We start from the raw sequence: 22,475 nt of genomic DNA on the forward strand, positions 1-22,475 counted from the left end.
GCCCCTTACGGGGCACGATGAGGCCCGGCCGGTTCCCCGCGCCCCTTAAGGGGCGCGGGGAACTGCGCGAGCAGCCACGAGCGATCCGCGGCCGTCAGCGCTCGTACAGTTCCTCGATCTGCTCGGCGAAGTCCCGCGCGATGACGGCCCGCCTGAGCTTCAGCGAAGGCGTCAGGTGTCCCGCCTCCTCCGTGAAATCAACCGGCAGCACGGCGAACCGTCGTATCGACTCGGCCCGCGACACAAGGCGGTTCGCCTCGTCGACGGCCTCCTGGACGTCCGCCCGCAACCCCGCGTCGCAGACGAGCTCCTCCACCGGCACCCCCTCCATCCCTCGCATCTTCTGCCAGTGCGCGAGCCCCTCCGGCTCCAGCGTCAACAGCGCGGCCACATACGGCCGGTCGTCGCCGACGACGATCGCCTGGCCCACCAGCGGATGCGCCCGCAACCGGTCCTCCAGCGGCGCCGGGGCCACGTTCTTGCCGCCGCTCGTGATGAGCAGCTCCTTCTTCCGGCCCGTGATCGTCAGGTACCCCTCGGCGTCGAGCGCCCCGAGGTCGCCCGTGGCGAACCACTCCCCCGCGGCGGGCGGCACCGCCGCGCCGCGCTCCGCGTCCCAGTAGCCCTGGAAGATGTGCCCGCCGGCCAGCAGCACCTCGCCGTCGTCGGCGATGCGCACCCGGCTCCCCGGCAACGGCCAGCCCACCGTGCCGAGTTTGGGCCGCAGCGGCGGGGTGACCGTCGCGGCGGCCGTGGTCTCCGTCAGGCCGTAGCCCTCGAAGACCTCCATGCCGGCGCCCGTGTAGAACGCCCCGAGCCGTCGGCCGAGCGGCGAACCGCCGGTCAGCACGTAGCGCACACGCCCGCCGAGTGCGGCGCGCAACTTGCGGTAGACCAGGGGGTCGTAGAGCGCCCGCTCGGCGCGCAGCCGCACTCCGGGCCCGGGGCCGGTGCCGTGCCGGCCGGCCTCCACGGCCTCGCCGTACTCCCGTGCCACGGCGGCCGCACGGTCGTACGCGGCGGCGCGGCCGAGCCGTTCGGCGGTGGCTCTGCCGTTGTTGTAGATCTTCTCCAAAACGTAGGGGATGGCGGGCAGGAACGTCGGTCTGAACCCTTCGAGATCGGCGCGCAGTTCCTCGGTCCGCAGGGACGGCGTGTGGCCCAGCCGGACACGGGCGCGCAGGCAGCCCACGGCGACCATCCGCCCGAAGATGTGCGAGAGCGGCAGGAAGAGGAGGGTGGAGGCCGGTTCCTTGGTCACGGACTTGAAGACCGGGTGCAGCAGTTCGGTCGTGTTGTCGACCTCGGCGAAGAAGTTGGCGTGGGTGAGGACGCAGCCCTTGGGGCGCCCGGTGGTGCCGGAGGTGTAGACGAGGGTGGCGAGGTCCTCGGGGCGGCGGGCGGCGCGCCGTTCGGTGACGGCGGCGTCCGGCAACGGGCGCCCGGTGGCCATGAGGTGCGGGATGCACCCGTCGTCGAACTGCCACACATGGGCGAGCCGGGGCAGCTGCGCGCGCTCGCCCTCGACGAGCGCGGCCTGTTCGGCGCCCTCGACGGCGATGGCGGCCGCGCCCGAGTCCTGGAGGATCCAGCGCACCTGCAGGGCGGAGGAGGTCGGGTAGACGGGGACGGTGACCAGGCCCGCGGCCCAGGCCGCGCAGTCCAGCAGGGTCCACTCGTACCGGGTGCGGGCCATGATGGCGAGCCGGTCGCCGGCCTGCAGCCCCTGGGCGATCAGGCCCTTGGCCACGCAGGCGACCTCGGCCGCGAAGGCGGCGGCGGTCACGTCGCGCCAGGTGCCGTCGTGCTGTCTGCGGCCGAGGACGACGTCCAGCGGCGCCTCGGCGGCGTTGAGGAAGGGCAGGTCGCCGAGCGAGCCCTGGCGGACGGGCGGGGCGAGGGAGGGGGCGTGCGCCTCGCGGACGGTGCCGTCGACGGCCGTCGTGCGCGGCGGGACGAGCGCGGGCGGTGCGGTGGGGACGCTGTGCGATACGGACACGTGCGGCTCCTGTTCCAGAGACCCACAACTTGCCTTACTCAGCGGTAATTTCCTGGTGAATGTACGCCGGAAGGCCCACCTCCTCCACCCCGCCCCCGTCCTGAAGGGTCACGGGCGAACGGGCGCCCAGCGCTGCCCGTTCAGCAGGTTCTCCAGCCCCGCCCACGTCACGTTCATCAGGGTCGCCGCCGTCTCCTTCGCCGGAGGGGCGGCGTCCGCGCGGGTGTTGGCCCACCCGGCCAGCGACTCGGCGGCGCCGACGAGGGCATGCGCGAGGCCGGAGACCTCCTCGGCGTCCAGGGCGGCGCCCGCCCGCTCCTGATCGCGTCCGGCGGCCGCGATCAGCTGGGCCACGAAGTCGACGATCTCCTGACGCAATTCGGCCAGGGCCTGGGCGAACGGCTCGCCGTGGATGCGCGCCTGGCAGCTGAGCATCGCCCAGGCCGAGGGATGCGCGGCGGTGTGCGCGAAGAAGGCCCGCAGCCCGCACCAGAGCCGCCGGTCGGCGGAGTCCTCGGGGTCCGCCGCGGACTGCACGGCGTCCAGCAGCGCCCGCGACTCGCGCCGGATACAGGCGCCGTACAGCTCCTCCTTGGAGTTCAGATAGAGATACACCAACGGCTTGGAGGCCCCGGCCAGTTCGGCGATCTCGTCCATCGAGGCCGCGCTGTAGCCGCGCCGGGCGAAGACCTCCACGGCGGCGTCGAGCATCTGGCGCTCACGCACGGCCCGGGGCATGCGCTTGACCTTGGCCGCGGTCACGGGCCTGGCCTTCTGTGCAGTAGTCACGACAAAACGTCCCTCCGCCCCCGCTACATTACCGACAGGTAATGTCACGGAGCGGAGGGACGTCAAGGGTGGAGATCAAGCCGTAGCGCAATGACTACGCGGCGACCGGCTGGGCCTCCGCCTCCAGGTGGGCACCGTCGGCCGTCTCGAACGCCCGCCGGTCCAGGATGTTCTCGCGCGCGGCGACGATGATCGGGATGACCGACTGGCCCGCCACGTTCGTGGCCGTCCTCATCATGTCCACGATCGGGTCGATCGCCAGCAGCAGGCCCACACCCGCCATCGGCAGGCCCAGCGTCGACAGGGTCAGCGTCAGCATCACCGTCGCGCCGGTCAGGCCGGCCGTCGCCGCGGAGCCGATGACCGAGACGAAGGCGATCAGGAGGTAGTCGCGCAGCTGCAGCGGGACGCCGAAGACCTGTGCCACGAAGATCGCGGCGATGGCCGGGTAGATGGAGGCGCAGCCGTCCATCTTGGTCGTCGCGCCGAACGGCACCGCGAAGGAGGTGTACTCCTTCGGCACCCCGAGGCGCTCCGTCACCTTCTGCGTCAGCGGCATCGTGCCCACGGAGGAGCGGGAGACGAAGGCGAGCTGGATGGCCGGCCAGGCGCCCTTGAAGAACTGCAGCGGGTTGACCTTGGCGACGGTGGCGAGCAGGAGCGGGTAGACGCCGAAGAGGACGATGGCGCAGCCGACGTAGATGTCGGCGGTGAACGTCGCGTACTTGCCGATCAGGTCCCAGCCGTACTTGTAGATCGCCCTGCCGACCAGGCCGAGGCTGCCCAGCGGGGCGAGCCGGATGACCCACCACAGGACCTTCTGCAGGAGTTCCAGCACGGACTCGGAGAAGGTGAGCAGCGGCTGCGCCTTCTCACCGATCTGCAGGACGGCGACGCCGGCGACGGCGGCCATGAAGACGATCTGCAGCACGTTCAGTTGCGTGAACGGCGTGACGACGTCGGTCGGGATGATGCCGGTGAGGAAGTCCAGCCAGGAGCCGTGCTTCTTGGGCGCGGCACCGTCGGCGGCGGTCAGGCCGGTGCCGGAGCCGGGGTCGGTGAGCAGGCCGATCGCCAGGCCGATGCTGACCGCGATCAGCGATGTGATCATGAACCACATCAGGGTGCGGGTGGCCAGCCGGGCGGCGTTGGCGACGTTCCGCAGGTTGGTGATGGACACCAGGATGGCGAAGAAGACCAGCGGGGCGACCACGACCATCAGCAGCTGGACGAACAGGCTGCCGATCTTGTCGAGGGTCACCTGGAGCCAGTGCACGTCACCGCTCTTGGCGACCCAGCCGAGCAGGGCGCCCAGCACCAGGGCGAGCAGGATCTGGGCCCAGAACGGGACCTTGGGTATGCGGCCGCGCAGGGCGGACCGTTGCGCAACTGCTGTCTTCATGCCGAACACGCTAACACCGAGTCTTTGACTGCCCCAAAGCATTACTTTGACATCGGGGGCCTCGCGAACACCGCGTGAACACCCCGAAACGCCGCATGCCGCGCCCGGAGTTGGGAAACTCCGGGCGCGGCATGCGCGCGTGCGATGTGACGAGGCTTACATCGGGGGCCTACGCCCCGTCCTCCTGGCCCGCGTTGGCCTCCAGGCGGGCCTTGGCGCGGTCCACCCGCTCGCTGATCTGCACCGACATCGCGTCCCGCTGCTTGCGCAGCAGCACGAAGCTCAGCGGTGCGGAGAGCACGAGCGCGAGGAGCACCATCCAGAACACGTTCGAACCGCCCACGCCCAGCGGGACGATGCGGAAGTAGCAGAGCACCCACACGAACGCGAAACAGGCGATGAGCAGGGCCGCGCGCAGCGCGGTGTAGCGGAGCGATGCGAACTTGTTGCTGCTCACGGACGGGACCTTCTTCTCGGGCTCATAGGGAACGGTCTGTTCCAGTCAAACACAAGCCGTCTCAGACCCGCATCGGCTGCGGCGACTCGCGGCGCTCCGCGTCGGGGCCCGGGTACTCGCGGATGATCTCGTAGCGCGTGTTGCGCTCGACGGGGCGGAAGCCGGCGTCGCGGATCAGCTCCAGCAGGTCGTCCCTGGTCAGCTTGTTGGGCGTGCCGTAGTTGTCCGCGTCGTGCGTGATCTTGTACTCGACGACCGAGCCGTCCATGTCGTCCGCACCGTGCTGCAGCGCGAGCTGGGCCGTCTGCACGCCGTGCATGACCCAGAAGACCTTGACGTGCGGCACGTTGTCGAAGAGCAGCCGGGAGACGGCGAAGGTCTTCAGCGCCTCGGCACCGGTGGCCATGGTGGTCCGGGCCTGGAGCCGGTTGCGGACCTTGCCGTCCTTCATGTCCACGAAGTCGTGCTGGTAGCGCAGCGGGATGAAGACCTGGAACCCGCCGGTCTCGTCCTGCAGTTCACGCAGCCGCAGCACGTGGTCCACGCGGTGGCGGGGCTCCTCGATGTGCCCGTAGAGCATCGTGCACGGGGTCTTGAGACCCTTCTCGTGCGCGAGGCGGTGGATGCGCGACCAGTCCTCCCAATGGGTGTCGTGGTCGACGATGTGCTGCCGGACCTCCCAGTCGAAGATCTCGGCACCGCCGCCGGTCAGCGACTCCAGCCCGGCGTCGATCAGTTCGTCGAGGATCTCGGAGGCGGACAGGCCGGAGATCTTCTCGAAGTGGTGGATCTCGGTCGCGGTGAACGCCTTCAGGGAGACCTGCGGCAGGGCCTCCTTGAGCGCCTTCAGCGAGCGGGGGTAGTAGCGCCAAGGCAGCGTCGGGTGCAGGCCGTTGACGATGTGCAGCTCGGTGAGGTTGTCGTTCTCCATCGCCTTGGCGAGGCGGACGGCCTCCTCGATGCGCATGGTGTACGCGTCCTTCTCGCCCGGCTTGCGCTGGAACGAGCAGTACGCGCACGACGCGGTGCACACGTTGGTCATGTTGAGGTGCCGGTTGACGTTGAAGTGGACGACGTCACCGTTCTTGCGCGTACGCACCTCGTGGGCGAGGCCGCCCAGCCAGGCCAGGTCGTCGGACGCGTAGAGGGCGATGCCGTCCTCGCGGGTCAGCCGCTCGCCCGCACGGACCTTCTCCTCCAGCTCGCGCTTGAGCCCCACGTCCATGCGTCCGCCTCTCCGATGTCTTTCCGGGTCACTTCCGATGCGCAACCCCGTCGAGACTACTCCCCCGTTTTCAGACCTCTTCGGGCAGCTCGCCCACCCGGTTCTCCCACTTGGTGGAGAGCACGATCGTGGTACGGGTCCGGGCGACGCCCTTGGTGCCCGACAGCCGCCGGATGGTGCGCTCCAGGCCGTCCACGTCCCCGACGCGGACCTTGAGCATGTACGAGTCGTCGCCCGCGATGAACCAGCAGTCCTCGATCTCCTCGAGGTCGCGCAGCCGGCGCGCCACGTCCTCGTGGTCCGCGGCGTCCGAGAGCTGGATGCCGATGAGGGCCGTGACCCCGAGACCGAGCGACGCGGCGTTGACGGTCGCGCGGTAGCCCGTGATGACGCCGGCCGCCTCCAGGCGGTTGATCCGGTCCGTGACGCTCGGCCCGGAGAGGCCGACCAGCCGGCCCAGCTCCGCATACGAGGCCCGGCCGTTCTCCCGCAGGGCCTGGATGAGCTGCCTGTCCACCGCGTCCATAGCCTGGCACCTTTCAATAATCAGCGAACTTGCCGTCTTGCGTGTAGAATCTAAGGCGTACGGGGCTCAACACCCCGTAAATCTTTCATCAGCTCAGAGAATCAACGTCGATCCTTCAGGAGTGGAGTCCCCGTGTACTCGATCGAGGTGGCCTACGCCCGCATGCGCGAGCTGCAGGACCTGGCCAACCGCTCGCGTGCCCACAAGTCCGCAACGACCGAGCGCCGCACCGGGTCGAAGTTCCGCACCCTGCGCGCCAAGAAGGGCTAACCCTCCCCGAGGGTCCGTGAGCCACCGAGCTCTCCCTTCCACCTGCGGTACAGCCGGTGCGGCACCCCTGCCGCGTCCAGCACCCGCCCGGCGACGAAATCCACCAGATCCTGGATGTGCGTCGCCCCCGCATAGAACGCCGGAGAGGCGGGCAGCACCACAGCGCCCGCCTCGTCCAGGGCCACCAGCTGCTTGAGCGTCTGACCGCTCAGCGGCGTCTCCCGCACCGCGACGATCAACGGCCGACGCTCCTTCAGGGTCACGCTCGCGGTGCGCTGCAGCAGATCCTTCGACAGTCCCAGCGCCACTCCGGCCACACAGGCCGTGCTTGCCGGGACGATCAGCATCCCCTTCGCCGGGTACGAGCCGGACGACGGTCCGGCCGCCAGATCACCGGCCGCCCAGTGGCGCACGTCCGACAGGTCGCCCTCGAACGGGAACGGCTTGCCGTCGGCCCCCCGCGACAGCCACTCGCGCAGATCGTCCCGCCAGTGCGCATCCCGGAACCCGATCCCGGTCTCGTCCAGCAACGTCAGCCGCGAGGCCCGGCTGACCACCAGGTCCACGGCCTCCCCGGCCGCCAGCAGTCCGCGCAGCACGGCCGCCGCATAGGGCGTACCGGACGCGCCGGACACGCCGACCACCCAGGGCCGGCGTTCCTGACGTTGCGTTGTGTGTTCGTACGGCTCCACGCGATGAGCCTAACCGTCCGGCCGCGGGACCCGCGGCCGGTGTACTACCGGCCCAGGCCGCGGACGAGCAGGTCCAGCAGGGCGAAGAGGAACAAGCTGATCCCGACGAACCCGTTCACCGTGAAGAACGCCCTGTTCAGCCGCGACAGGTCGTGCGGCCGCACGATCGTGTGCTCGTAGCCGAACGCCGCCGCGACCACCACCAGGCCGGTCCACCAGAAGATGCCCGCGTGGACGGCCACGCCGTACCAGACGAGCAGCGCCGTGGTGATCACGTGGCAGACCCGCGCACCGTGCAGCGCGGCCGGGATGCCGAAGCGGGCCGGGGTGGACTTCACCCCGTGCGCGCGGTCCGCGGCCACGTCCTGGCACGCGAAGATCAGGTCGAAGCCGCCGATCCAGACGCCCACCGCGAGTCCGAGGATCACCGCCTCCCAGGACCACGACCCCGTCACCGCCAGCCAGGCGCCGACCGGGCCCATCGCCTGGGCGAGACCGAGGATGGCGTGCGGGAAGTCGGTGAACCGCTTGCCGTACGGATAGACCACCATCGGGATCACGGCGATCGGCGCCAGCGCCAGGCACAGCGGGTTCAGCAGCCCGGCCGCGCCGAGGAAGAACACCACGGCGACCAGCGCACCCGTCCACGCCGACCGCACCGACACCGCACCGGTGACCAGTTCGCGGTTCGCGGTGCGCGGGTTACGGGCGTCGATCTCGCGGTCGATGATGCGGTTGCACGCCATGGCGAACGTGCGCAGGCCGACCATCGCGACGGTGACGAGGAAGAGCTTCCACCAGTCGACCGCGCCGTTCTTCTGGAACATCGCCGTCAGCGCGGCGATGTACGCGAAGGGCAGCGCGAAGACGGAGTGCTCGATCATCACCAGGCGCAGGAACGCCCTGGTGCGCCCCGGCTGGGGCACTGCGGCGGCGGGGGCGGTCACAGGCCGTACTCCGGTTCACCTCCGCGAAGGCGGAGAAACTCCGTCTTCGCGCTGCTGGCCACCATTGTGGACTCGCGGCTCACAGGCCGTACTCCTTCCAGCGCTTGGTCACGCGCTCGGCGACTTCCGGGTCCGACTCGACCATCCGCGGCCAGCCCCCGTCGCGCGTGTAGCCCTCCTCGGGCCACTTCGCGGTCGCGTCGATGCCCGCCTTGCCGCCCCAGAACTGCTGGTAGGAGGCGTGGTCGAGGTGGTCGACCGGGCCCTCGACGACGGTGAGGTCACGGGCGTAGTCGGTGTTGCCCAGCGCCCGCCAGGACACCTCGTGCAGATCGTGGACGTCGCAGTCGGCGTCGACCACGATGATCAGCTTGGTCAGCGACATCATGTGCGCACCCCAGACGGCGTGCATCACCTTCTGCGCGTGCTTGGGGTACTTCTTGTCGATCGAGACGATCGCGCAGTTGTGGAAACCGCCCGACTCCGGCAGGTGGTAGTCCACGATGTCCGGCACGATCACCTTCAGCAGCGGCAGGAAGAACCGCTCGGTGGCCCGCCCCAGCGGGCCGTCCTCCGTCGGCGGCCGGCCGACCACGATCGACTGCAGCAGCGGACGCTTCCGCATCGTCACGCAGTCGATGGTCAGCGCCGGGAAGTCCTCCTGCGGCGTGTAGAAGCCGGTGTGGTCGCCGAACGGGCCCTCGGGCAGCATCTTCCCGGGCTCCAGCCAGCCCTCCAGGACGACCTCGGCGTTGGCCGGGACCTGCAGCGGAACGGTCTTGCAGTCGACCATCTCGATCCGCTTGCCCTGGATGAACCCGGCGAACAGGTACTCGTCGATGTCACCGGGCAGCGGCGCGGTGGACGCGTACGTCACCGCGGGCGGGCAGCCGAAGGCGATGGCGACCGGCAGCCGCTCCCCGCGCCGGGCCGCCACCTGGTAGTGGTTGCGGCTGTCCTTGTGGATCTGCCAGTGCATCCCGATGGTGCGCTTGTCGTGCCGCTGCAGGCGGTACAGACCCAGGTTGCGGACGCCCGACTCGGGGTCCTTGGTGTGCGTGAGGCCGAGGTTGAAGAAGGAGCCGCCGTCCTCGGGCCAGGTGAACAGCGCGGGCAGCCGGTCGAGGTCGACGTCGTCACCGGTGAGGACGACCTCCTGGACGGGCGCCTCCTTCACCTTCCTCGGCGGGACGTGCGCCATCGCACCGAGCTTGCCGAACGCCTCCCGGACACCGGTGAAGCCGTGCGGCAGCTCGGGCCTGAGCAGTCCGCCGATCTTCTCGGAGATCTCGTCGTAGGACGCCAGGCCGAGCGCCTTGAGCAGCCGCCGGTCCGTGCCGAAGACGTTCATCGCGAGCGGCATGGCCGAGCCCTTGACGTTCTCGAAGAGCAGGGCGGGCCCGCCGGCCTTGTTCACCCTGTCGACGATCTCCCCGACTTCCAGGTACGGATCGACTTCGGCCTTGATGCGCTTGAGGTCACCGTCGCGCTCCAGCGCCCTGAGGAACGAGCGCAGATCGTCGTAAGCCATGCGTTCCAGTATCGAGCACGCACTACCCTGGACCCGTCACTGGGGCTGCCGCGCGGCCCCGCAGCACCGCACTCCGGGGGCCGCCGCCATGCTCAGGTATCTGCCGTTCCTGCTGGTCCTGGCGCTGTGGATCTACACCTTCGTGGACTGCCTCAACACCCCCGAGAACGAGGTGCGGGGACTGCCGAAGCTCGCCTGGGTGTTTGTGATCCTGCTCTTCGGCGAGGTGCTGGTGGGCCCGGTGGCCTGGCTGATCGCGGGCCGCCCGCGCCGCCGCGCCGTGACGGCGCAGCGGGAGGGCCGCTGGGTCGCGCCGGACGACAACCCGGACTTCCTCAGGTCCTTGAACCGGGACAAGGACTGAGTCCGAGCGCCTAGCCCTGCTCGTCCTGCGGGTACCAGCGGAGCTCGACGGTGTTGTTGTCCGGGTCCCGGATGTAGAGGGACTCCGCCATGCCCCGCGCACCGAAGTTGCGGCTCGGCCCGCGCACGACGTCGAACGTCCCCGCGTCGATCACGGCCTGCCAGTCCAGCGGCTCCACGACCAGGCACAGGTGGTCCACGTTGGACTCCCCGCGAGGCCCCTCCACCAGGTCGATGATCGTCGTCGGGCTCACCCGCACCGACGGGAACGGCACCTGCCCCGCGCGCCACTCCTCCACCCGCACCGGCTCCAGCCCGAGCGGGCCGCAGTAGAAGGCCAGGGAGCGCTCGGCGTCCGAGACGTTGAGGACGAGGTGGTCGAAGTCGATGACGCGCATGGCGGAACAGCTCCTCGGTCGTGCGGCCCGCGCCGGCCCTCAGCCCTCGCGGTGCACCTTGTAGTTGGACGCCTGGGCACGGGGACGGACGACGAGCAGATCGATGTTCACATGGGACGGGCGAGTGATCGCCCAGGTGATCGTCTCCGCAACGTCCTCGGCCGTCAACGGTTCGGCGACCCCCGCGTAGACCGCGGCCGCCTTCTCCTCGTCCCCGCGGTAGCGGGTCAGGGCGAACTCGCCGGTCTTCACCATCCCGGGCGCGATCTCGATCACCCGCACCGGTTCCCCGCACAGCTCCAGCCGCAGCGTCTCGGCGAGCACATGGGCCCCGTGCTTCGCGGCGACGTACCCGCCCCCGCCCTCGTAGGTGGCGAGCCCCGCCGTCGAGGAGACGACGAGCACCGTCCCGTCGCCGCTCGCCCGCAGCGCGGGCAGCAGCGCCTGCGTCATGTGGAGCACGCCGAGCACATTGGTCTCGTACATCGTGCGCCAGTCGGCCGGATCGGCGTCGGCCACCCGCTCCGCACCGAGCGCCCCGCCCGCGTTGTTGACCAGCACGTCGACCCGGTCCAGCGAGGCCGCGAAGGCGTCGACCGCGGCCCGGTCGGTGACGTCCAGCACCTGCGCCACGGCCTCCGGCAGTTCCTCGGCCAGCGCCCGGATCCGGTCCTCGCGGCGCGCCGTGAGGACGACCCGGTATCCGGCGGCGGACAGCTGCCGCGCGGTGGCGGCGCCGATGCCGCTGCTGGCGCCGGTGATGACGGCGGTACGGGTGCTCACAACGGGCCTCCTGGGGACGGCGGGACGCATACGCGCGTGATCGCTCGCAGGATAAGCGGTCAGCGCCCCCTCGGCGCGTACATGATCACTGCGACGCCCGCCAGGCAGACCAGGGCGCCGATCACGTCGTAGCGGTCGGGCCGGTACCCGTCGGCAACCATGCCCCAGGCCAGCGAGCCGGCGACGAACACGCCGCCGTACGCGGCGAGGATGCGGCCGAAGTGGGCGTCGGGCTGGAGCGTGGCGACGAACCCGTACGCGCCCAGGGCGACGATGCCGGCCCCGATCCACGCCCAGCCGCGATGCTCGCGGGCACCTTGCCAGACGAGCCAGGCTCCGCCGATCTCGAGGAGGGCGGCGAGGACGAAGAGGGCGATGGAGCGTACGGCGAGCATGCCGGCCAGGCTATGCGGTGCCATTCCGTGCCCCGTAGGGGCACGAACGGCTACGGCCAGACAAGACAGTACGGCTGATGCCCGGCCTCGTGCAGCCGGTGCGAGAAGTCCTGCCACTCGTGCAGCAGCTTGTAGACGGTGAACGCATCACGCGGACCGCCCCGGTCGGGAACGGTGGACCAGATGAAGGCGGCGGCGCCGACCGCTTCCTCGCCGATGCCGCGCAGCGGGTCGACGACGGTCATCGGCAGCTTGACCACCGCGTAGTCGGGGTGGAGGACGACCAGTTCGAGCGGGGGAACCTTGTGCAGGGGTATGCCCTCGATGCCGGTGAGCACCATGGCCGCCACCGTCTCCGGCTTGATCCTGGTGAACATGCCGCCCATGCCCAGCTCGTCACCGCCGAGTTCCTCGGGGCGCATGGAGATGGGGACGCGGGCAGCGGTCGCTCCGTTGGGGGCCCCGAAGTACTTGTAGGTCACCCCCACCCGGCCACTCCTGCTTTCCGTGCTCTCCGTGCCTGCCGTGCCCCCGGGGGTGCGCTCCGGGCTCCGCTCCTCGTGGTCGCCGGCACGCCGGTGCCGGCCCCTGCGGGTCTGTTCGGCGCGCTCGGGCCCCAGGTCATCGGTGCCCTCGCCCAGTCCGCCACCGCGATGCATATCTCCACCCGACCGCTTTTTCAGCCAGCACAGCCCCCGCCGCGCAACCCGATCATCGTCTCAGAGACCTCCCCCGTGGACGACGTGCGAAACGCCCGGACGCAACCGCTCGTACCGCTCTGAGACCATGGCTGGTGTGAGCTACCCGTACCCATACCAAGCCCCAGTCTCGCAGACGCTCTTCGACCGTGCGGCGGCCGTCACGCCCGGTGGCGTGAACTCTCCCGTGCGCGCGTTCCGCGCCGTGGGCGGTACGCCCCGGTTCATGGTGTCCGGCAGCGGCCCGTACCTGACCGACGCGGACGGCCGGGAATACGTGGACCTCGTGTGCTCGTGGGGACCGATGATTCTCGGCCATTCCCACCCCGAGGTGCTCGCGGCCGTGCAGCAGGCCGTCTCCCGCGGCACCTCGTTCGGCACGCCCGGCGAGGGCGAGGTGGCGCTGGCCGAGGAGATCGTCGCCCGGATCGCGCCCGTCGAGCAGGTGCGCCTGGTGTCGTCCGGCACCGAGGCGACCATGTCGGCGATCCGGCTGGCGCGCGGCTTCACCGGCCGCGCCAAGGTCATCAAGTTCGCGGGCTGCTACCACGGCCATGTGGACGCCCTGCTGGCCGCGGCCGGCTCGGGCCTGGCCACCTTCGCCCTGCCCGACACCCCGGGCGTCACCGGCGCCCAGGCCGGGGACACCATCGTGCTCCCCTACAACGATCTGGACGCGGTCCGCGCGGCCTTCCGGGCGCACCCGGGCGAGATCGCCTGTGTGATCACCGAGGCGTCGCCGGGCAACATGGGCGTGGTCCCGCCGCTGCCGGGCTTCAACGCGGGCCTGAAGGCGGCCTGCGCGGAGAACGGTGCGCTGTTCATCTCCGACGAGGTGATGACCGGTTTCCGCGTCTCGCGTGCCGGCTGGTACGGGATCGACGGGGTCGCGCCGGACCTGATGACCTTCGGCAAGGTCATGGGCGGCGGCTTCCCGGCGGCGGCCTTCGGCGGCCGCGCGGACGTCATGGCCCACCTGGCCCCGGCGGGCCCGGTGTACCAGGCGGGCACGCTCTCCGGTAACCCGGTCGCCACGGCCGCGGGCCTGGCGCAGCTGCGGCTGCTGGACGACGCGGCGTACGAGAAGGTCGACGCCGTCTCGGCGGAGATCAGCGGCCTGGTCACCGAGGCGCTCACCAAGGCGGGTGTGGCGCACCGGCTGCAGACCGCGGGGAACATGTTCTCGGTCTTCTTCACCGGGAACGAGGTGACGAACTACGCCGAGGCCCGGGAGCAGGAGTCCTTCCGCTTCACGGCCTTCTTCCACGCGATGCTGGCGAACGGCGTGTACCTGCCGCCGTCGGCGTTCGAGTCCTGGTTCGTCTCGGCGTCCCACGACAGCGCGGCGGTCGAGCGGATCGCGGCGGCGCTGCCTGCCGCCGCCCGGGCCGCGGCCGAGGCGACGGAGGAGGCGAAGTGAGCAACGACGACATCACGGTCGTGCACCTGATGCGGCACGGCGAGGTGCACAACCCCGACGGCGTGCTCTACGGCCGCCGGGCCGGCTACCACCTCTCCGAGCTGGGCCGGCAGATGGCCGACCGGGTCGCCGAGCACCTGGCCGACCGGGACGTCACGCATGTGGTGGCCTCCCCGCTGGAGCGCGCCCAGGAGACGGCCACGCCGATCGCCAAGGCGCACGGCCTGGACCTGGCCACGGACGAGCGGCTGATCGAGGCGGCGAACGTCTTCGAGGGCAAGACCTTCGGTGTGGGCGACGGCGCGCTGCGCAAGCCCGCCAACTGGCGGCACCTGACGAACCCGTTCCGCCCGTCCTGGGGCGAGCCGTACGTCGAGCAGGTGGTGCGGATGATGGCCGCACTGGACCGGGCGCGCGACGCGGCCCGCGGCCACGAGGCGGTGTGCGTGAGCCACCAGCTGCCGATCTGGATCGTGCGCAGCTTCGTGGAGAAGCGGCGGCTGTGGCACGACCCGCGCAAGCGGCAGTGCACCCTGGCGAGCCTGACGACCTTCACCTACCGCGGCGACAAGATCGTTTCGGTGGGGTACAGCGAGCCGGCCCGCGATCTGGTGCCCGCTCATCTCCTGGCCGGCGCCAAGCCGGTGAAGGGCGGGGCCAAGGCGTTCGGCGCCTGAGCCGTTTTCAGCGGCCTTTCAGCGGCTTTTCATCGGCGGACGCCGGACGGACTGCAATAGCAGACCGTCCGGCGTTTGCCGTATTCCGACGCGCCCTCTCACCCGAAGTCGTCTTGTATGGGCGACACAGGGAGCAATGAGGGAGAGCGACATGAGCGGGATCAGCCGGCGGGATCTCCTCGGATGGGGAGCGGTCGCAGCCGTTGCACCGGTGGTCGCCGGATGTACGGCCGGTACGCCGGACGGTCCCGCCGCGAAACCGAGCACCCGCGCGAAACCCCGGCGGATCGGTGACGGCTCCGCGGCCGTCGTCGCCGAACAGCCCAATCAGCCGCCCCCGCCCGAACAGCTGGAACCGGGCGAGAAACCGCCGCAGTTCGTCGTCTTCTCATGGGACGGCGCAGGAGAAGTGGGCAACGGCCTTTTCCCGCGCTTCCGGGAACTCGCCCGGAACCACGGTGCCCGGATGACCTTCTTCCTCTCCGGCATCTACTGCCTGCCCGAGGACAGAAGGCACGCCTACCGCCCCCCGAACAATCCCCGCGGCGCCTCCGACATCGGCTATCTCTCCGACGAACACGTCAAGGAGACCCTGCGCAACATCCGTGCGGCCTGGCTGGAGGGGCACGAGATCGGCACCCACTTCAACGGCCACTTCTGCTCCGGCCGCGGCTCGGTCGCCCACTGGGAACCCGAGGACTGGGAATGGGAGATCGAACAGGCGGTCTCCTTCGTCACCGAATGGCGCACCCACACCGGATTCACCGACGTCGAACCGCTGCCCTTCGACTACCGGGAAGAACTCGTCGGCGGCCGCACCCCCTGCCTGCTCAACCAGGAGAACCTGCTGCCGGTCGCCCGGAAGCTCGGCTGGCGCTACGACGCGAGCAACCCCGGCGGCGAGCAGATCTGGCCGAGGAAACGGCACGGGATCTGGGACCTGCCGCTGCAGCAGATCCCCTTCCCGGGTCACTCCTTCGAAGTGCTTTCCATGGACTACAACATCCTGGCCAACCAGTCGAAGAACGCCCTGCACGGCCGCACCGACCACTATCCGCACTGGCGGCAGCAGGCCACGGATTCCTTCATCGCCGGTTTCGAGCGGGCGTACGAAACGAATCGGGCGCCCTATTTCATCGGCAACCACTTCGAGGACTGGAACGGCGGCATCTACATGGACGCCGTGGAAGAGGCGCTCAAACACATCGCCGACGAACGGCACAAGGATGTGCGGCTGGTCTCCTTCCGGCAGTTCGTCGACTGGCTCGATGTCCAGGACCCGAAGGTCATGAAGCACCTGCGCACGCTGGAGGTCGGCGAGAAGTGGAGCCCCGCGGGCCGCTGAAGACCGGGTGAGGGGGGCGCGGAAGATCCCCGAATCGCCCATGCGAAACTTTTCACATGAGTGCCCGCCGCGCCCTTCGACGCCACCCTTCCCGCCGTCGTACCACCCTGCTGGCCGCCGGCTCCGCCCTCGCCGCCCTCGTGCTCACCGCCTGCGGGTCGGGCGGCCCCAAGAGCGGCGGACAGACGCAGTTCGTGCAGGGCTCGGGCGGCGTCGAACTCGTCAAGGACAAGGACAGCCGGCAGGACGCCCCCGAACTGTCCGGCAAGACCCTCGACGGCAAGGACCTCGACGTCTCCAAGGACCCCGAGTTCAAGGGCAAGATCGTCGTCCTCAACGTCTGGGGCTCGTGGTGCTCGCCCTGCCGGGCCGAGGCCAAGAACCTCGTGAAGGTCGCCAACGACTACAAGGACAAGGGCGTGCAGTTCGTCGGGATCGACACCCGCGACTCCGACCCCGCCAACGCGATCGCCTTCGAGAAGGAGTTCCAGGTCCCGTACCCGAGCCTGCAGGACTCCTCCGGCAAGCTGCTGCTGCGCTTCCCCAAGGGCAGCCTCAACCCGCAGGCCATCCCCTCCACGATCTTCATCGACCGCAACGGCAGGATCGCCGCCCGGGCGCTCAAGGCCCTCGGCGAGGACGAGCTGCGCGAGACGCTCGACCCGCTGGTCGCGGAGAAGTGACCCCGTGACCCCCGTGGCTCCTGCGCTCACCCTCGCCGCCTCCGACGGGTACAACCACACCGTCCTGTCCGGCGCCCTGCTGCTGGCCCTGCCGGTCGCGGTGCTCGGCGGCCTCATCTCCTTCTTCTCCCCGTGCGTGCTGCCGCTCGTACCGGGCTACCTCTCCTACGTCACCGGCGTCAGCGGCACCGACCTCGCCGAGGCCCGGCGCGGCCGGATGGTCGCCGGGGCCTCGCTCTTCGTACTCGGTTTCACGGCCGTCTTCGTCTCCTCCGGCGCCGCCTTCGGCTTCTTCGGGCAGACGCTGCTGGAGTACAAGGAAACGATCAGCCAGGTCCTCGGCGCGCTGACCATCGTGCTGGGCCTCGCCTTCATGGGCGTCCTCAACCGCTTCGGACAGCGCGAGTTCCGCTTCCACACCAGGCCCACCATGGGCCTCGCCGGGGCACCGCTGCTGGGCGTGCTCTTCGGCGTCGGTTGGACACCGTGCATCGGCCCGACGCTCGCCGCCGTGCTCACCCTCTCCCAGAACCAGGCCAGCGCCGGACGCGGAGCCCTGCTCACCGTCGCGTACTGCGCCGGACTCGGCGTGCCCTTCGTACTCGCCGCCGTGGCCTTCCGCCGCGCACTCGGCACCTTCGGCTGGGTCAAGCGCCACTACGCCTGGGTCATGCGACTGGGCGGCGGGATGCTCGTCGCGGTCGGCGTGCTCCTCGTGACAGGGGTGTGGGACAGCATGGTCCAGGAGCTCCAGACGTGGACCGCGAACTTCACCCCGGGAATCTGACAATGGCCAAGAGCGACAGCACCATGGATGCCGGCGGCGCCGCAGGCACCGACGACCCGGCGAACGCCGCGCCCGAAGCGGCCCCGGATGCCGGGAAGCCGGCAGCCGGCACGGCCGTGGAACCGGACGACACCGCAGCAAGCGCCGCCCTGTCGACCGCCCCGGTCGAGGACCCCGCCGACGGCGGCACCGCCGTCCCCGGCTCCTTCGGCGGCGTCCGCAGACCCGGCGCGCTCGGCGCCGCGGCCTGGGCCGCCCGCGAAGGCCTCGGCTGGGCCCGCTGGTTCTGGCGGCAGCTCACCTCCATGCGGGTCGCCCTGATCCTGCTCTTCCTGCTCTCCCTCGCCACCATCCCCGGCTCCCTCGTCCCGCAGAGCAGCGTCGACGAGGTCAAGGCCCAGGCGTGGAAGGACAGCCACAAGACGCTGACGCCGATCTACGAGAAGCTCCAGCTCTTCCACGTCTACAGCTCGGTGTGGTTCTCCGCGATCTACATCCTGCTGTTCGTCTCGCTCATCGGCTGCATCATCCCGCGCACCTGGCAGTTCGTCGGCCAGCTCCGCGGCCGGCCCCCGGCCGCCCCCCGCCTGCTGACCCGCATGCCCGCGCACGCCACCTGGCGCACCGACGCCGCACCCGAGCAGGTGCTGGCCGCCGCCGAGAAGGTGCTGCGCCGCCGCCGCTTCCGCGTCGAGCGCTCCGGGAGCGCCGTCGCCTCCGAGAAGGGCTACCTGCGCGAGGCCGGCAACCTCCTCTTCCACATCTCCCTCATCGTCCTGCTGCTCGCCTTCGCCGCCGGACAGCTGTGGAAGTCCGAGGGCGGCAAGCTCATCGTCGAGGGCGACGGCTTCGCCAACACCCTCACCCAGTACGACGACTTCAAGTCCGGCTCGCTCTTCCGCGCCGACGACCTCGACCCCTTCAGCTTCAGCCTCGACAGCTTCTCCGGGAGCTACGAGCGCACCGGCCCGCAGAAGGGCACCCCGCGCGACTACGCCGCCCACATCACGTACTCGGACGGCTCCGACGGCAGCACCCGCAAGGCCACCATCAAGGTCAACGAGCCGCTGGAGACCGCCGGCTCCAAGGTCTACCTGATCGGCCACGGCTACGCCCCGATGGTCACCTTCCGCGACGGCAAGGGCGACATCGCCTTCAAGGGCCCCATGCCCGCCCTGCCCCTCGACAGCAACGTCACCGAGACCACCGTCGCCAAGATCCCCGACATGCGGGACAAGGACGGCAACAAGGTCCAGATCGGCTTCAAGGGCAACTTCGTCCCCACCCTGGACCTGAAGACCGGCACGATGCTGTCCCAGTTCCCCGCCCTGGACAACCCCGGCCTGGTGCTCACCGCCTACAAGGGCAGCCTCGGCGTCGACTCCGGCGTCCCGCAGAGCGTCTACCAGCTCGACGTGTCGAAGATGAAGCAGTACACGACGAAGGACGGCTCGCCCTTCGCCCAGCTGCTCAAGGTCGGCGACACCATGACGCTGCCCGACGGCGCCGGCACCCTGCACTTCGACGGCATCAAGCAGTGGGCCACCTTCCAGGTCTCCCAGAAGCCCGGCGACGCATGGGCCCTCGTCGGCGCCGTCGCCGCGCTCGTCGGCCTGGCCGGCTCGCTGTTCATCCAGCGCCGCCGCATCTGGATCCGGGCCCTGCCCGGCACCGACGGCCGCACCGTCGTGGAACTCGCCGGCCTCGGCCGCAGCGAGTCCGCCAGGCTGCCCGAGGAACTCGCCGGCATCGCCGCAGCCCTGCAGCCCGACGCCCCGCCCGCGGCCGACGCACCCGACTCTGCAGACCCCGCCGAACCGTCCGAAGGAGCGCGCGCGTGATCCTCGCCGCCGCGGCCAACGAGAACCTGGCCCATATCAGCAACTACCTGATCTATTCGGCCATGGCCGTCTACACCCTGGCCTTCCTCGCGCACATCACCGAGTGGGTCTTCGGCAGCCGCAGCGCCGTCGGCCGCACCGCGGCCGCACTCACCGCCGAGGCGCAGGAGACCACCAGCACGGTCACCGTCACCACGCGCAGCGCCGAACAGGGCGGCGGCACCGCCGTCCTGGAGCGCCCCAAGGTCGTCACCCGCTCCGCCCCCGGCAGCCGGGACATCCCCGACGGCCCCGGCGCCGCCGGCACCAGCGAGAAGGGCGACCTCTACGGCCGCATCGCGATCTCGCTCACCGTCCTCGCCTGGGCCCTCCACGTGGGCGGCGTGCTCACCCGCGCCATGTCGGTCCAGCGTGCCCCCTGGGGCAACATGTACGAGTTCTCGACCACGTTCGGCTCCGTCGCCGTCGCGGTCTACCTCGGGCTGCTCGTCGCGAAGAAGAACGTCCGCTGGCTCGGCCTGCCGCTGGTCACCTCGATCCTGCTCGACCTCGGCCTCGCCGTCTCCGTCCTCTACACCGCCAGCGACCAGCTCGTGCCGGCCCTGCACTCGTACTGGCTCTGGATCCACGTCTCCTGCGCCATCGTCTCCGGCGCGGCCCTGTGGGTCGGTTCGGCCTCCTCGCTCTTCTACCTCTTCCGCGACAGCTACGAGGCCAGGCTCGTCCGGGGCAACGACGGCGGCGCCTGGGGCAACATCATGTCCCGCCTGCCCTCGGCCGCGACGCTCGACAAGTTCGCGTACCGCATCAACGCCACGATCTTCCCGCTGTGGACGTTCACGATCATCGCGGGCGCCATCTGGGCCGAGGCCGCCTGGGGCCGCTACTGGGGCTGGGACCCCAAGGAGGTCTGGGCCTTCATCACCTGGGTCGCCTACGCCTGCTACCTGCACGCCCGGGCCACCGCCGGCTGGAAGGGCCGCAAGGCCGCCTACCTCGCCCTGCTGGCCTTCGCCTGCTACCTCTTCAACTACTACGGGGTCAACATCTTCCTCGGCGGCAAGCACTCCTACGCCGGAGTCTGAGCGGCGCGGTCCAGACCTGCATGGTAGGTCTGGACCATGGAGATCCCCTCCCCGTACGGGACGTCCGAGACGGAGGGCGACAGCCACACCCTGCGGTACGAACTGTCGCTCCCGTACCCCCTGGACCAGGTCTGGCAGGCCATCGCCACCCCCGAGGGCCTGCCCGCCTGGCTCGCCGCCGCCGAACCCTTCGAACAGCGCGAAGGCGGCGCCGTCACGCTGCGCTGGCTCAACACCGACACCGAGGGCACGGTCACGGTGGCCCCCGGACACGTCACCGTCTGGGACCCGCCGCGGTGCGTCGAATACACCGTCGCCGTCCACGGCCGCATCCGCTTCGACCTCGAACACGCCCCCGCCAGCGTCGGCGGCACCCTGCTGCACTTCACCAACGAGCGCACCGGCACCACCGACGACCGCCTCGACTGCCTCGCGGGCTGGCACCACCACTTCGAATACCTGCTGCAGGCGCTGGCGGGCCACCCCGCCGACTGGTCCCGCTGGACCCTGAACCGCTGGAAGGAACTCCGCCGGGACTACGAACAGCGGGACCGCTGAGCGGGGTTCCTCACCTCCGCGGCCGGGTCCCCGGCTCCTGCCGCGGCTCGTGCTGATCGGCCCCCGGCAGCTTCGGCTTCGGCAGATGCGAGACCTCCCACTCCGCCTGCCGCAACTGCTCCGCGGTGTCGCCCGGAATGCCCGGCGCCTTCCCGGCCGGCGCCCCGAACCCGAACGCCGACGTCAGATCCCCGAAGGTCCGCCGCCGCCAGGCGCTGATGTTCGGCTCGCGCACCCCCGTCACCCGCTCCAGGAACCGCAGCGTCGAGGTGTGGTCGAAGGCCTCGCCCGCCGCCCAGCCGCCCACCGTCCACGGCGAGACGATCAGACACGGCACCCGGAACCCACCGCCGATCGGCAGCCCCTTCACATACTCGTCCTTCGTCCCCTTCGGCGGCACCGGCGGCGGCACATGGTCGAACAGCCCGTCGTTCTCGTCGTAGTTGAGGATGAAGACCGTCTTCCGCCACACCTCCGGATTCTCGGCGATGGCCTCGATCTTCTTCGCCACGAAGTCCGCACCCGCCGCCGGCAGGTAGTCCGGGTGCTCGGACTGGTGCCCCGTGGGCAGGATCCAGGACACGGTCGGCAGCCGGTCGTTACGGGCATCCGCCTCGAACGTCCCCTCCGGCGTCTTGCGCACCCCCCGCTCGTACAGCGGATTGCCCGGCTTCAGGTGCTTGAACTGCCGGAACTCCTCCAGCATGTTCGTGCCGTAGTTGTCCTCCTGCTGGTACACCCGCCAGCTGACCCCCGCCGCCTGCAGCCGCTCCGCGTACGTGGTCCAGCGGTACGGCGACGGCGCGGTGTTGTCGACGACGGGACCGCCCCGGGTCCCGCCCGGATCGATCGTGCCCGTCATCCAGTACAGCCGGTTCGGCCAGGTCGGCCCGAAGACCGAACAGAAGTAGTTGTCGCAGACGGTGAACGTCTCGGCGAGCGCGAACTGGAAGGGGATGTCCTCGCGCGTGTGGTACCCCATCACATACGGGGCGTCCTTCCCGTCCGCATCGGGTCTGCGGTGCGCCGGCAACCACCGGTCCATCCTCCCGCCGTTCCACGCCTCGTGCTGCACACCCCACTCGTGGCTCGTGGACGGGATCGCCTGCGCGCTCGTCTTGCGCGTGTCGAGATGGAAGGGCAGCAGGTACCCCTTGGGATTCTCCTTGTCGGGCTGATGGAACACACTGCGCCCGTTCGGCAGCTTCAGCGCATGCGGATCGGCGAAGCCGCGGACGCCCTTGAGGGTGCCGAAGTAGTGGTCGAACGAACGGTTCTCCTGCATCAGCAGGACCACATGCTTCACGTCCCTGAGCGAACCGCCCGCAACGGCCCCCGCCGCCACGGCCCGCTGCACACTGGGCGGCAACAACGCCACCGCCGCCCCGCCACCGGCCACGCCCGCCGCCGTTCCGAGAAGTCTGCGCCGGGTCAGATCAGACATGATCGTCCCTCCCTGGAGTCGGGTGAAGCCACAGAGTGACCATTCCGACTCTGGGGGCGCGTATGCGTCGGGGGGAGGGGGGATGGAGTGAACGTTGTGTCAACTGACCGTAACGGGGCAGGTGTTGGCCGTCCGGGCAGCCTTCCGGCCGCCCGGGTCC

The 22,475-nt window shown here is 70.2% G+C and carries 24 protein-coding genes; 10 read left to right on the plus strand and 14 right to left on the minus strand.

Going from position 1 to position 22,475, the window contains the following annotated elements; all coding sequences use genetic code 11:
* Window positions 1–94: 94 nt before the first annotated feature.
* The 6 genes from HG542_RS26280 to HG542_RS26305 all read right to left on the minus strand — a co-directional run bounded on the left by HG542_RS26280 (window position 95) and on the right by HG542_RS26305 (window position 6,398).
* Entirely contained in the window at window positions 95–1,999 is a 1,905-nt protein-coding gene (locus HG542_RS26280) for an AMP-dependent synthetase/ligase (RefSeq protein WP_171085608.1), read from the minus strand.
* Window positions 2,000–2,107: 108 nt separating this feature from the next.
* On the minus strand, window positions 2,108–2,737 hold the full coding sequence (locus tag HG542_RS26285; RefSeq protein WP_171085682.1) for a TetR/AcrR family transcriptional regulator: 630 nt from the start codon (window positions 2,735–2,737) through the stop codon (window positions 2,108–2,110).
* A gap of 145 nt (window positions 2,738–2,882) precedes the next feature.
* Window positions 2,883–4,190, minus strand: coding sequence for a dicarboxylate/amino acid:cation symporter (locus HG542_RS26290; RefSeq protein ID WP_171085609.1), 1,308 nt, complete (start codon window positions 4,188–4,190; stop codon window positions 2,883–2,885).
* 169 nt (window positions 4,191–4,359) lie between these two features.
* Window positions 4,360–4,647 carry a DUF4229 domain-containing protein gene (locus HG542_RS26295; RefSeq protein WP_171085610.1) on the minus strand — a complete coding sequence of 96 codons (288 nt, stop codon included), beginning with the start codon at window positions 4,645–4,647 and terminating at the stop codon, window positions 4,360–4,362.
* A gap of 61 nt (window positions 4,648–4,708) precedes the next feature.
* A complete protein-coding gene (gene mqnE, locus HG542_RS26300; protein WP_171085611.1) occupies window positions 4,709–5,872 on the minus strand; it encodes an aminofutalosine synthase MqnE in 1,164 nt (387 codons plus the stop codon).
* Window positions 5,873–5,942: 70 nt separating this feature from the next.
* The gene (locus HG542_RS26305; RefSeq protein ID WP_171085612.1) at window positions 5,943–6,398 is read right to left on the minus strand and encodes an Lrp/AsnC family transcriptional regulator; all 456 of its coding nucleotides are present in this window, start codon (window positions 6,396–6,398) and stop codon (window positions 5,943–5,945) included.
* 132 nt (window positions 6,399–6,530) lie between these two features.
* On the opposite strand from HG542_RS26305, the gene HG542_RS26310 reads away from it, so the two are divergent.
* On the plus strand, window positions 6,531–6,668 hold the full coding sequence (locus HG542_RS26310; RefSeq protein WP_171085614.1) for a hypothetical protein: 138 nt from the start codon (window positions 6,531–6,533) through the stop codon (window positions 6,666–6,668).
* Here the strand turns inward: HG542_RS26310 and HG542_RS26315 are convergent.
* The 3 genes from HG542_RS26315 to HG542_RS26325 form a co-directional block, all read right to left on the minus strand.
* A complete protein-coding gene (locus tag HG542_RS26315; RefSeq protein ID WP_171085615.1) occupies window positions 6,665–7,360 on the minus strand; it encodes a UbiX family flavin prenyltransferase in 696 nt (231 codons plus the stop codon). The two genes, HG542_RS26310 and HG542_RS26315, sit on opposite strands and share 4 nt — an antisense overlap.
* Window positions 7,361–7,404: 44 nt before the next feature.
* On the minus strand, window positions 7,405–8,307 hold the full coding sequence (gene mqnP, locus HG542_RS26320; RefSeq protein WP_171085617.1) for a menaquinone biosynthesis prenyltransferase MqnP: 903 nt from the start codon (window positions 8,305–8,307) through the stop codon (window positions 7,405–7,407).
* A gap of 79 nt (window positions 8,308–8,386) precedes the next feature.
* On the minus strand, window positions 8,387–9,838 hold the full coding sequence (locus HG542_RS26325; protein ID WP_171085619.1) for a menaquinone biosynthesis decarboxylase: 1,452 nt from the start codon (window positions 9,836–9,838) through the stop codon (window positions 8,387–8,389).
* Between the two features lie 88 nt (window positions 9,839–9,926).
* On the opposite strand from HG542_RS26325, the gene HG542_RS26330 reads away from it, so the two are divergent.
* Window positions 9,927–10,202: a PLD nuclease N-terminal domain-containing protein gene (locus HG542_RS26330; RefSeq protein WP_171085621.1), complete on the plus strand. Its 276-nt coding sequence runs from the start codon at window positions 9,927–9,929 to the stop codon at window positions 10,200–10,202.
* A gap of 10 nt (window positions 10,203–10,212) precedes the next feature.
* Here HG542_RS26330 and HG542_RS26335 read toward each other — a convergent pair whose 3' ends face one another.
* From HG542_RS26335 to HG542_RS26350, 4 genes are read right to left on the minus strand one after another with little or no spacing between them, the layout of a single operon-like run.
* A complete protein-coding gene (locus tag HG542_RS26335; RefSeq protein ID WP_171085623.1) occupies window positions 10,213–10,599 on the minus strand; it encodes a VOC family protein in 387 nt (128 codons plus the stop codon).
* A gap of 39 nt (window positions 10,600–10,638) precedes the next feature.
* Window positions 10,639–11,382 (minus strand): SDR family NAD(P)-dependent oxidoreductase, encoded by a 744-nt coding sequence (locus HG542_RS26340; protein ID WP_373313212.1) that lies wholly within the window; start codon window positions 11,380–11,382, stop codon window positions 10,639–10,641.
* A 59-nt stretch (window positions 11,383–11,441) separates the two neighbouring features.
* The gene (locus HG542_RS26345) at window positions 11,442–11,777 is read right to left on the minus strand and encodes a YnfA family protein (protein WP_171085626.1); all 336 of its coding nucleotides are present in this window, start codon (window positions 11,775–11,777) and stop codon (window positions 11,442–11,444) included.
* Window positions 11,778–11,827: 50 nt separating this feature from the next.
* Entirely contained in the window at window positions 11,828–12,436 is a 609-nt protein-coding gene (locus tag HG542_RS26350) for a hypothetical protein (protein ID WP_171085628.1), read from the minus strand.
* Between the two features lie 127 nt (window positions 12,437–12,563).
* On the opposite strand from HG542_RS26350, the gene hemL reads away from it, so the two are divergent.
* From hemL to HG542_RS26390, 8 genes are all read left to right on the plus strand, one after another.
* Window positions 12,564–13,895 carry a glutamate-1-semialdehyde 2,1-aminomutase gene (gene hemL / locus HG542_RS26355; RefSeq protein WP_171085630.1) on the plus strand — a complete coding sequence of 444 codons (1,332 nt, stop codon included), beginning with the start codon at window positions 12,564–12,566 and terminating at the stop codon, window positions 13,893–13,895.
* Window positions 13,896–13,924: 29 nt separating this feature from the next.
* Entirely contained in the window at window positions 13,925–14,572 is a 648-nt protein-coding gene (locus HG542_RS26360) for a histidine phosphatase family protein (protein ID WP_171085684.1), read from the plus strand.
* A 151-nt stretch (window positions 14,573–14,723) separates the two neighbouring features.
* Window positions 14,724–15,917 carry a polysaccharide deacetylase family protein gene (locus HG542_RS26365; protein WP_171085632.1) on the plus strand — a complete coding sequence of 398 codons (1,194 nt, stop codon included), beginning with the start codon at window positions 14,724–14,726 and terminating at the stop codon, window positions 15,915–15,917.
* A 56-nt stretch (window positions 15,918–15,973) separates the two neighbouring features.
* Complete coding sequence (locus tag HG542_RS26370) at window positions 15,974–16,600, plus strand: TlpA family protein disulfide reductase (protein WP_171085633.1); 627 nt, start codon at window positions 15,974–15,976, stop codon at window positions 16,598–16,600.
* Between the two features lie 4 nt (window positions 16,601–16,604).
* Window positions 16,605–17,387: a cytochrome c biogenesis CcdA family protein gene (locus HG542_RS26375; protein ID WP_373313213.1), complete on the plus strand. Its 783-nt coding sequence runs from the start codon at window positions 16,605–16,607 to the stop codon at window positions 17,385–17,387.
* A gap of 23 nt (window positions 17,388–17,410) precedes the next feature.
* Complete coding sequence (gene resB, locus HG542_RS26380; RefSeq protein WP_229922869.1) at window positions 17,411–19,228, plus strand: cytochrome c biogenesis protein ResB; 1,818 nt, start codon at window positions 17,411–17,413, stop codon at window positions 19,226–19,228.
* A complete protein-coding gene (gene ccsB, locus HG542_RS26385; RefSeq protein ID WP_171085635.1) occupies window positions 19,225–20,313 on the plus strand; it encodes a c-type cytochrome biogenesis protein CcsB in 1,089 nt (362 codons plus the stop codon). Before resB ends, ccsB begins: the two co-directional genes overlap by 4 nt.
* A 36-nt stretch (window positions 20,314–20,349) precedes the next feature.
* Window positions 20,350–20,871 carry an SRPBCC domain-containing protein gene (locus tag HG542_RS26390; RefSeq protein WP_171085637.1) on the plus strand — a complete coding sequence of 174 codons (522 nt, stop codon included), beginning with the start codon at window positions 20,350–20,352 and terminating at the stop codon, window positions 20,869–20,871.
* Between the two features lie 10 nt (window positions 20,872–20,881).
* Here HG542_RS26390 and HG542_RS26395 read toward each other — a convergent pair whose 3' ends face one another.
* Window positions 20,882–22,315: an alkaline phosphatase family protein gene (locus HG542_RS26395; RefSeq protein WP_171085639.1), complete on the minus strand. Its 1,434-nt coding sequence runs from the start codon at window positions 22,313–22,315 to the stop codon at window positions 20,882–20,884.
* Window positions 22,316–22,475 lie beyond the last annotated feature (160 nt).

Origin of the sequence: Streptomyces morookaense (genome assembly GCF_013030945.1) — a bacterium.
In the GTDB taxonomy this organism is placed as follows: domain Bacteria; phylum Actinomycetota; class Actinomycetes; order Streptomycetales; family Streptomycetaceae; genus Streptomyces; species Streptomyces morookaensis.

Bases quoted from the DNA above. Each gene is read 5' to 3' on its own strand.
- HG542_RS26290 (WP_171085609.1), bottom strand. From the start codon at position 4,190: ATGAAGACAGCAGTTGCGCAACGGTCCGCCCTGCGCGGCCGCATACCC.
- HG542_RS26395 (WP_171085639.1), bottom strand. From the start codon at position 22,315: ATGTCTGATCTGACCCGGCGCAGACTTCTCGGAACGGCGGCGGGCGTG.
- HG542_RS26370 (WP_171085633.1), top strand. From the start codon at position 15,974: ATGAGTGCCCGCCGCGCCCTTCGACGCCACCCTTCCCGCCGTCGTACC.
- HG542_RS26360 (WP_171085684.1), top strand. From the start codon at position 13,925: ATGCGGCACGGCGAGGTGCACAACCCCGACGGCGTGCTCTACGGCCGC.
- hemL (WP_171085630.1), top strand. From the start codon at position 12,564: ATGGCTGGTGTGAGCTACCCGTACCCATACCAAGCCCCAGTCTCGCAG.
- resB (WP_229922869.1), top strand. From the start codon at position 17,411: ATGGATGCCGGCGGCGCCGCAGGCACCGACGACCCGGCGAACGCCGCG.
- HG542_RS26335 (WP_171085623.1), bottom strand. From the start codon at position 10,599: ATGCGCGTCATCGACTTCGACCACCTCGTCCTCAACGTCTCGGACGCC.
- HG542_RS26345 (WP_171085626.1), bottom strand. From the start codon at position 11,777: ATGCTCGCCGTACGCTCCATCGCCCTCTTCGTCCTCGCCGCCCTCCTC.
- HG542_RS26285 (WP_171085682.1), bottom strand. From the start codon at position 2,737: ATGCCCCGGGCCGTGCGTGAGCGCCAGATGCTCGACGCCGCCGTGGAG.
- mqnE (WP_171085611.1), bottom strand. From the start codon at position 5,872: ATGGACGTGGGGCTCAAGCGCGAGCTGGAGGAGAAGGTCCGTGCGGGC.
- HG542_RS26325 (WP_171085619.1), bottom strand. From the start codon at position 9,838: ATGGCTTACGACGATCTGCGCTCGTTCCTCAGGGCGCTGGAGCGCGAC.
- HG542_RS26365 (WP_171085632.1), top strand. From the start codon at position 14,724: ATGAGCGGGATCAGCCGGCGGGATCTCCTCGGATGGGGAGCGGTCGCA.
- HG542_RS26305 (WP_171085612.1), bottom strand. From the start codon at position 6,398: ATGGACGCGGTGGACAGGCAGCTCATCCAGGCCCTGCGGGAGAACGGC.
- HG542_RS26350 (WP_171085628.1), bottom strand. From the start codon at position 12,436: ATGCATCGCGGTGGCGGACTGGGCGAGGGCACCGATGACCTGGGGCCC.
- HG542_RS26330 (WP_171085621.1), top strand. From the start codon at position 9,927: ATGCTCAGGTATCTGCCGTTCCTGCTGGTCCTGGCGCTGTGGATCTAC.
- HG542_RS26390 (WP_171085637.1), top strand. From the start codon at position 20,350: ATGGAGATCCCCTCCCCGTACGGGACGTCCGAGACGGAGGGCGACAGC.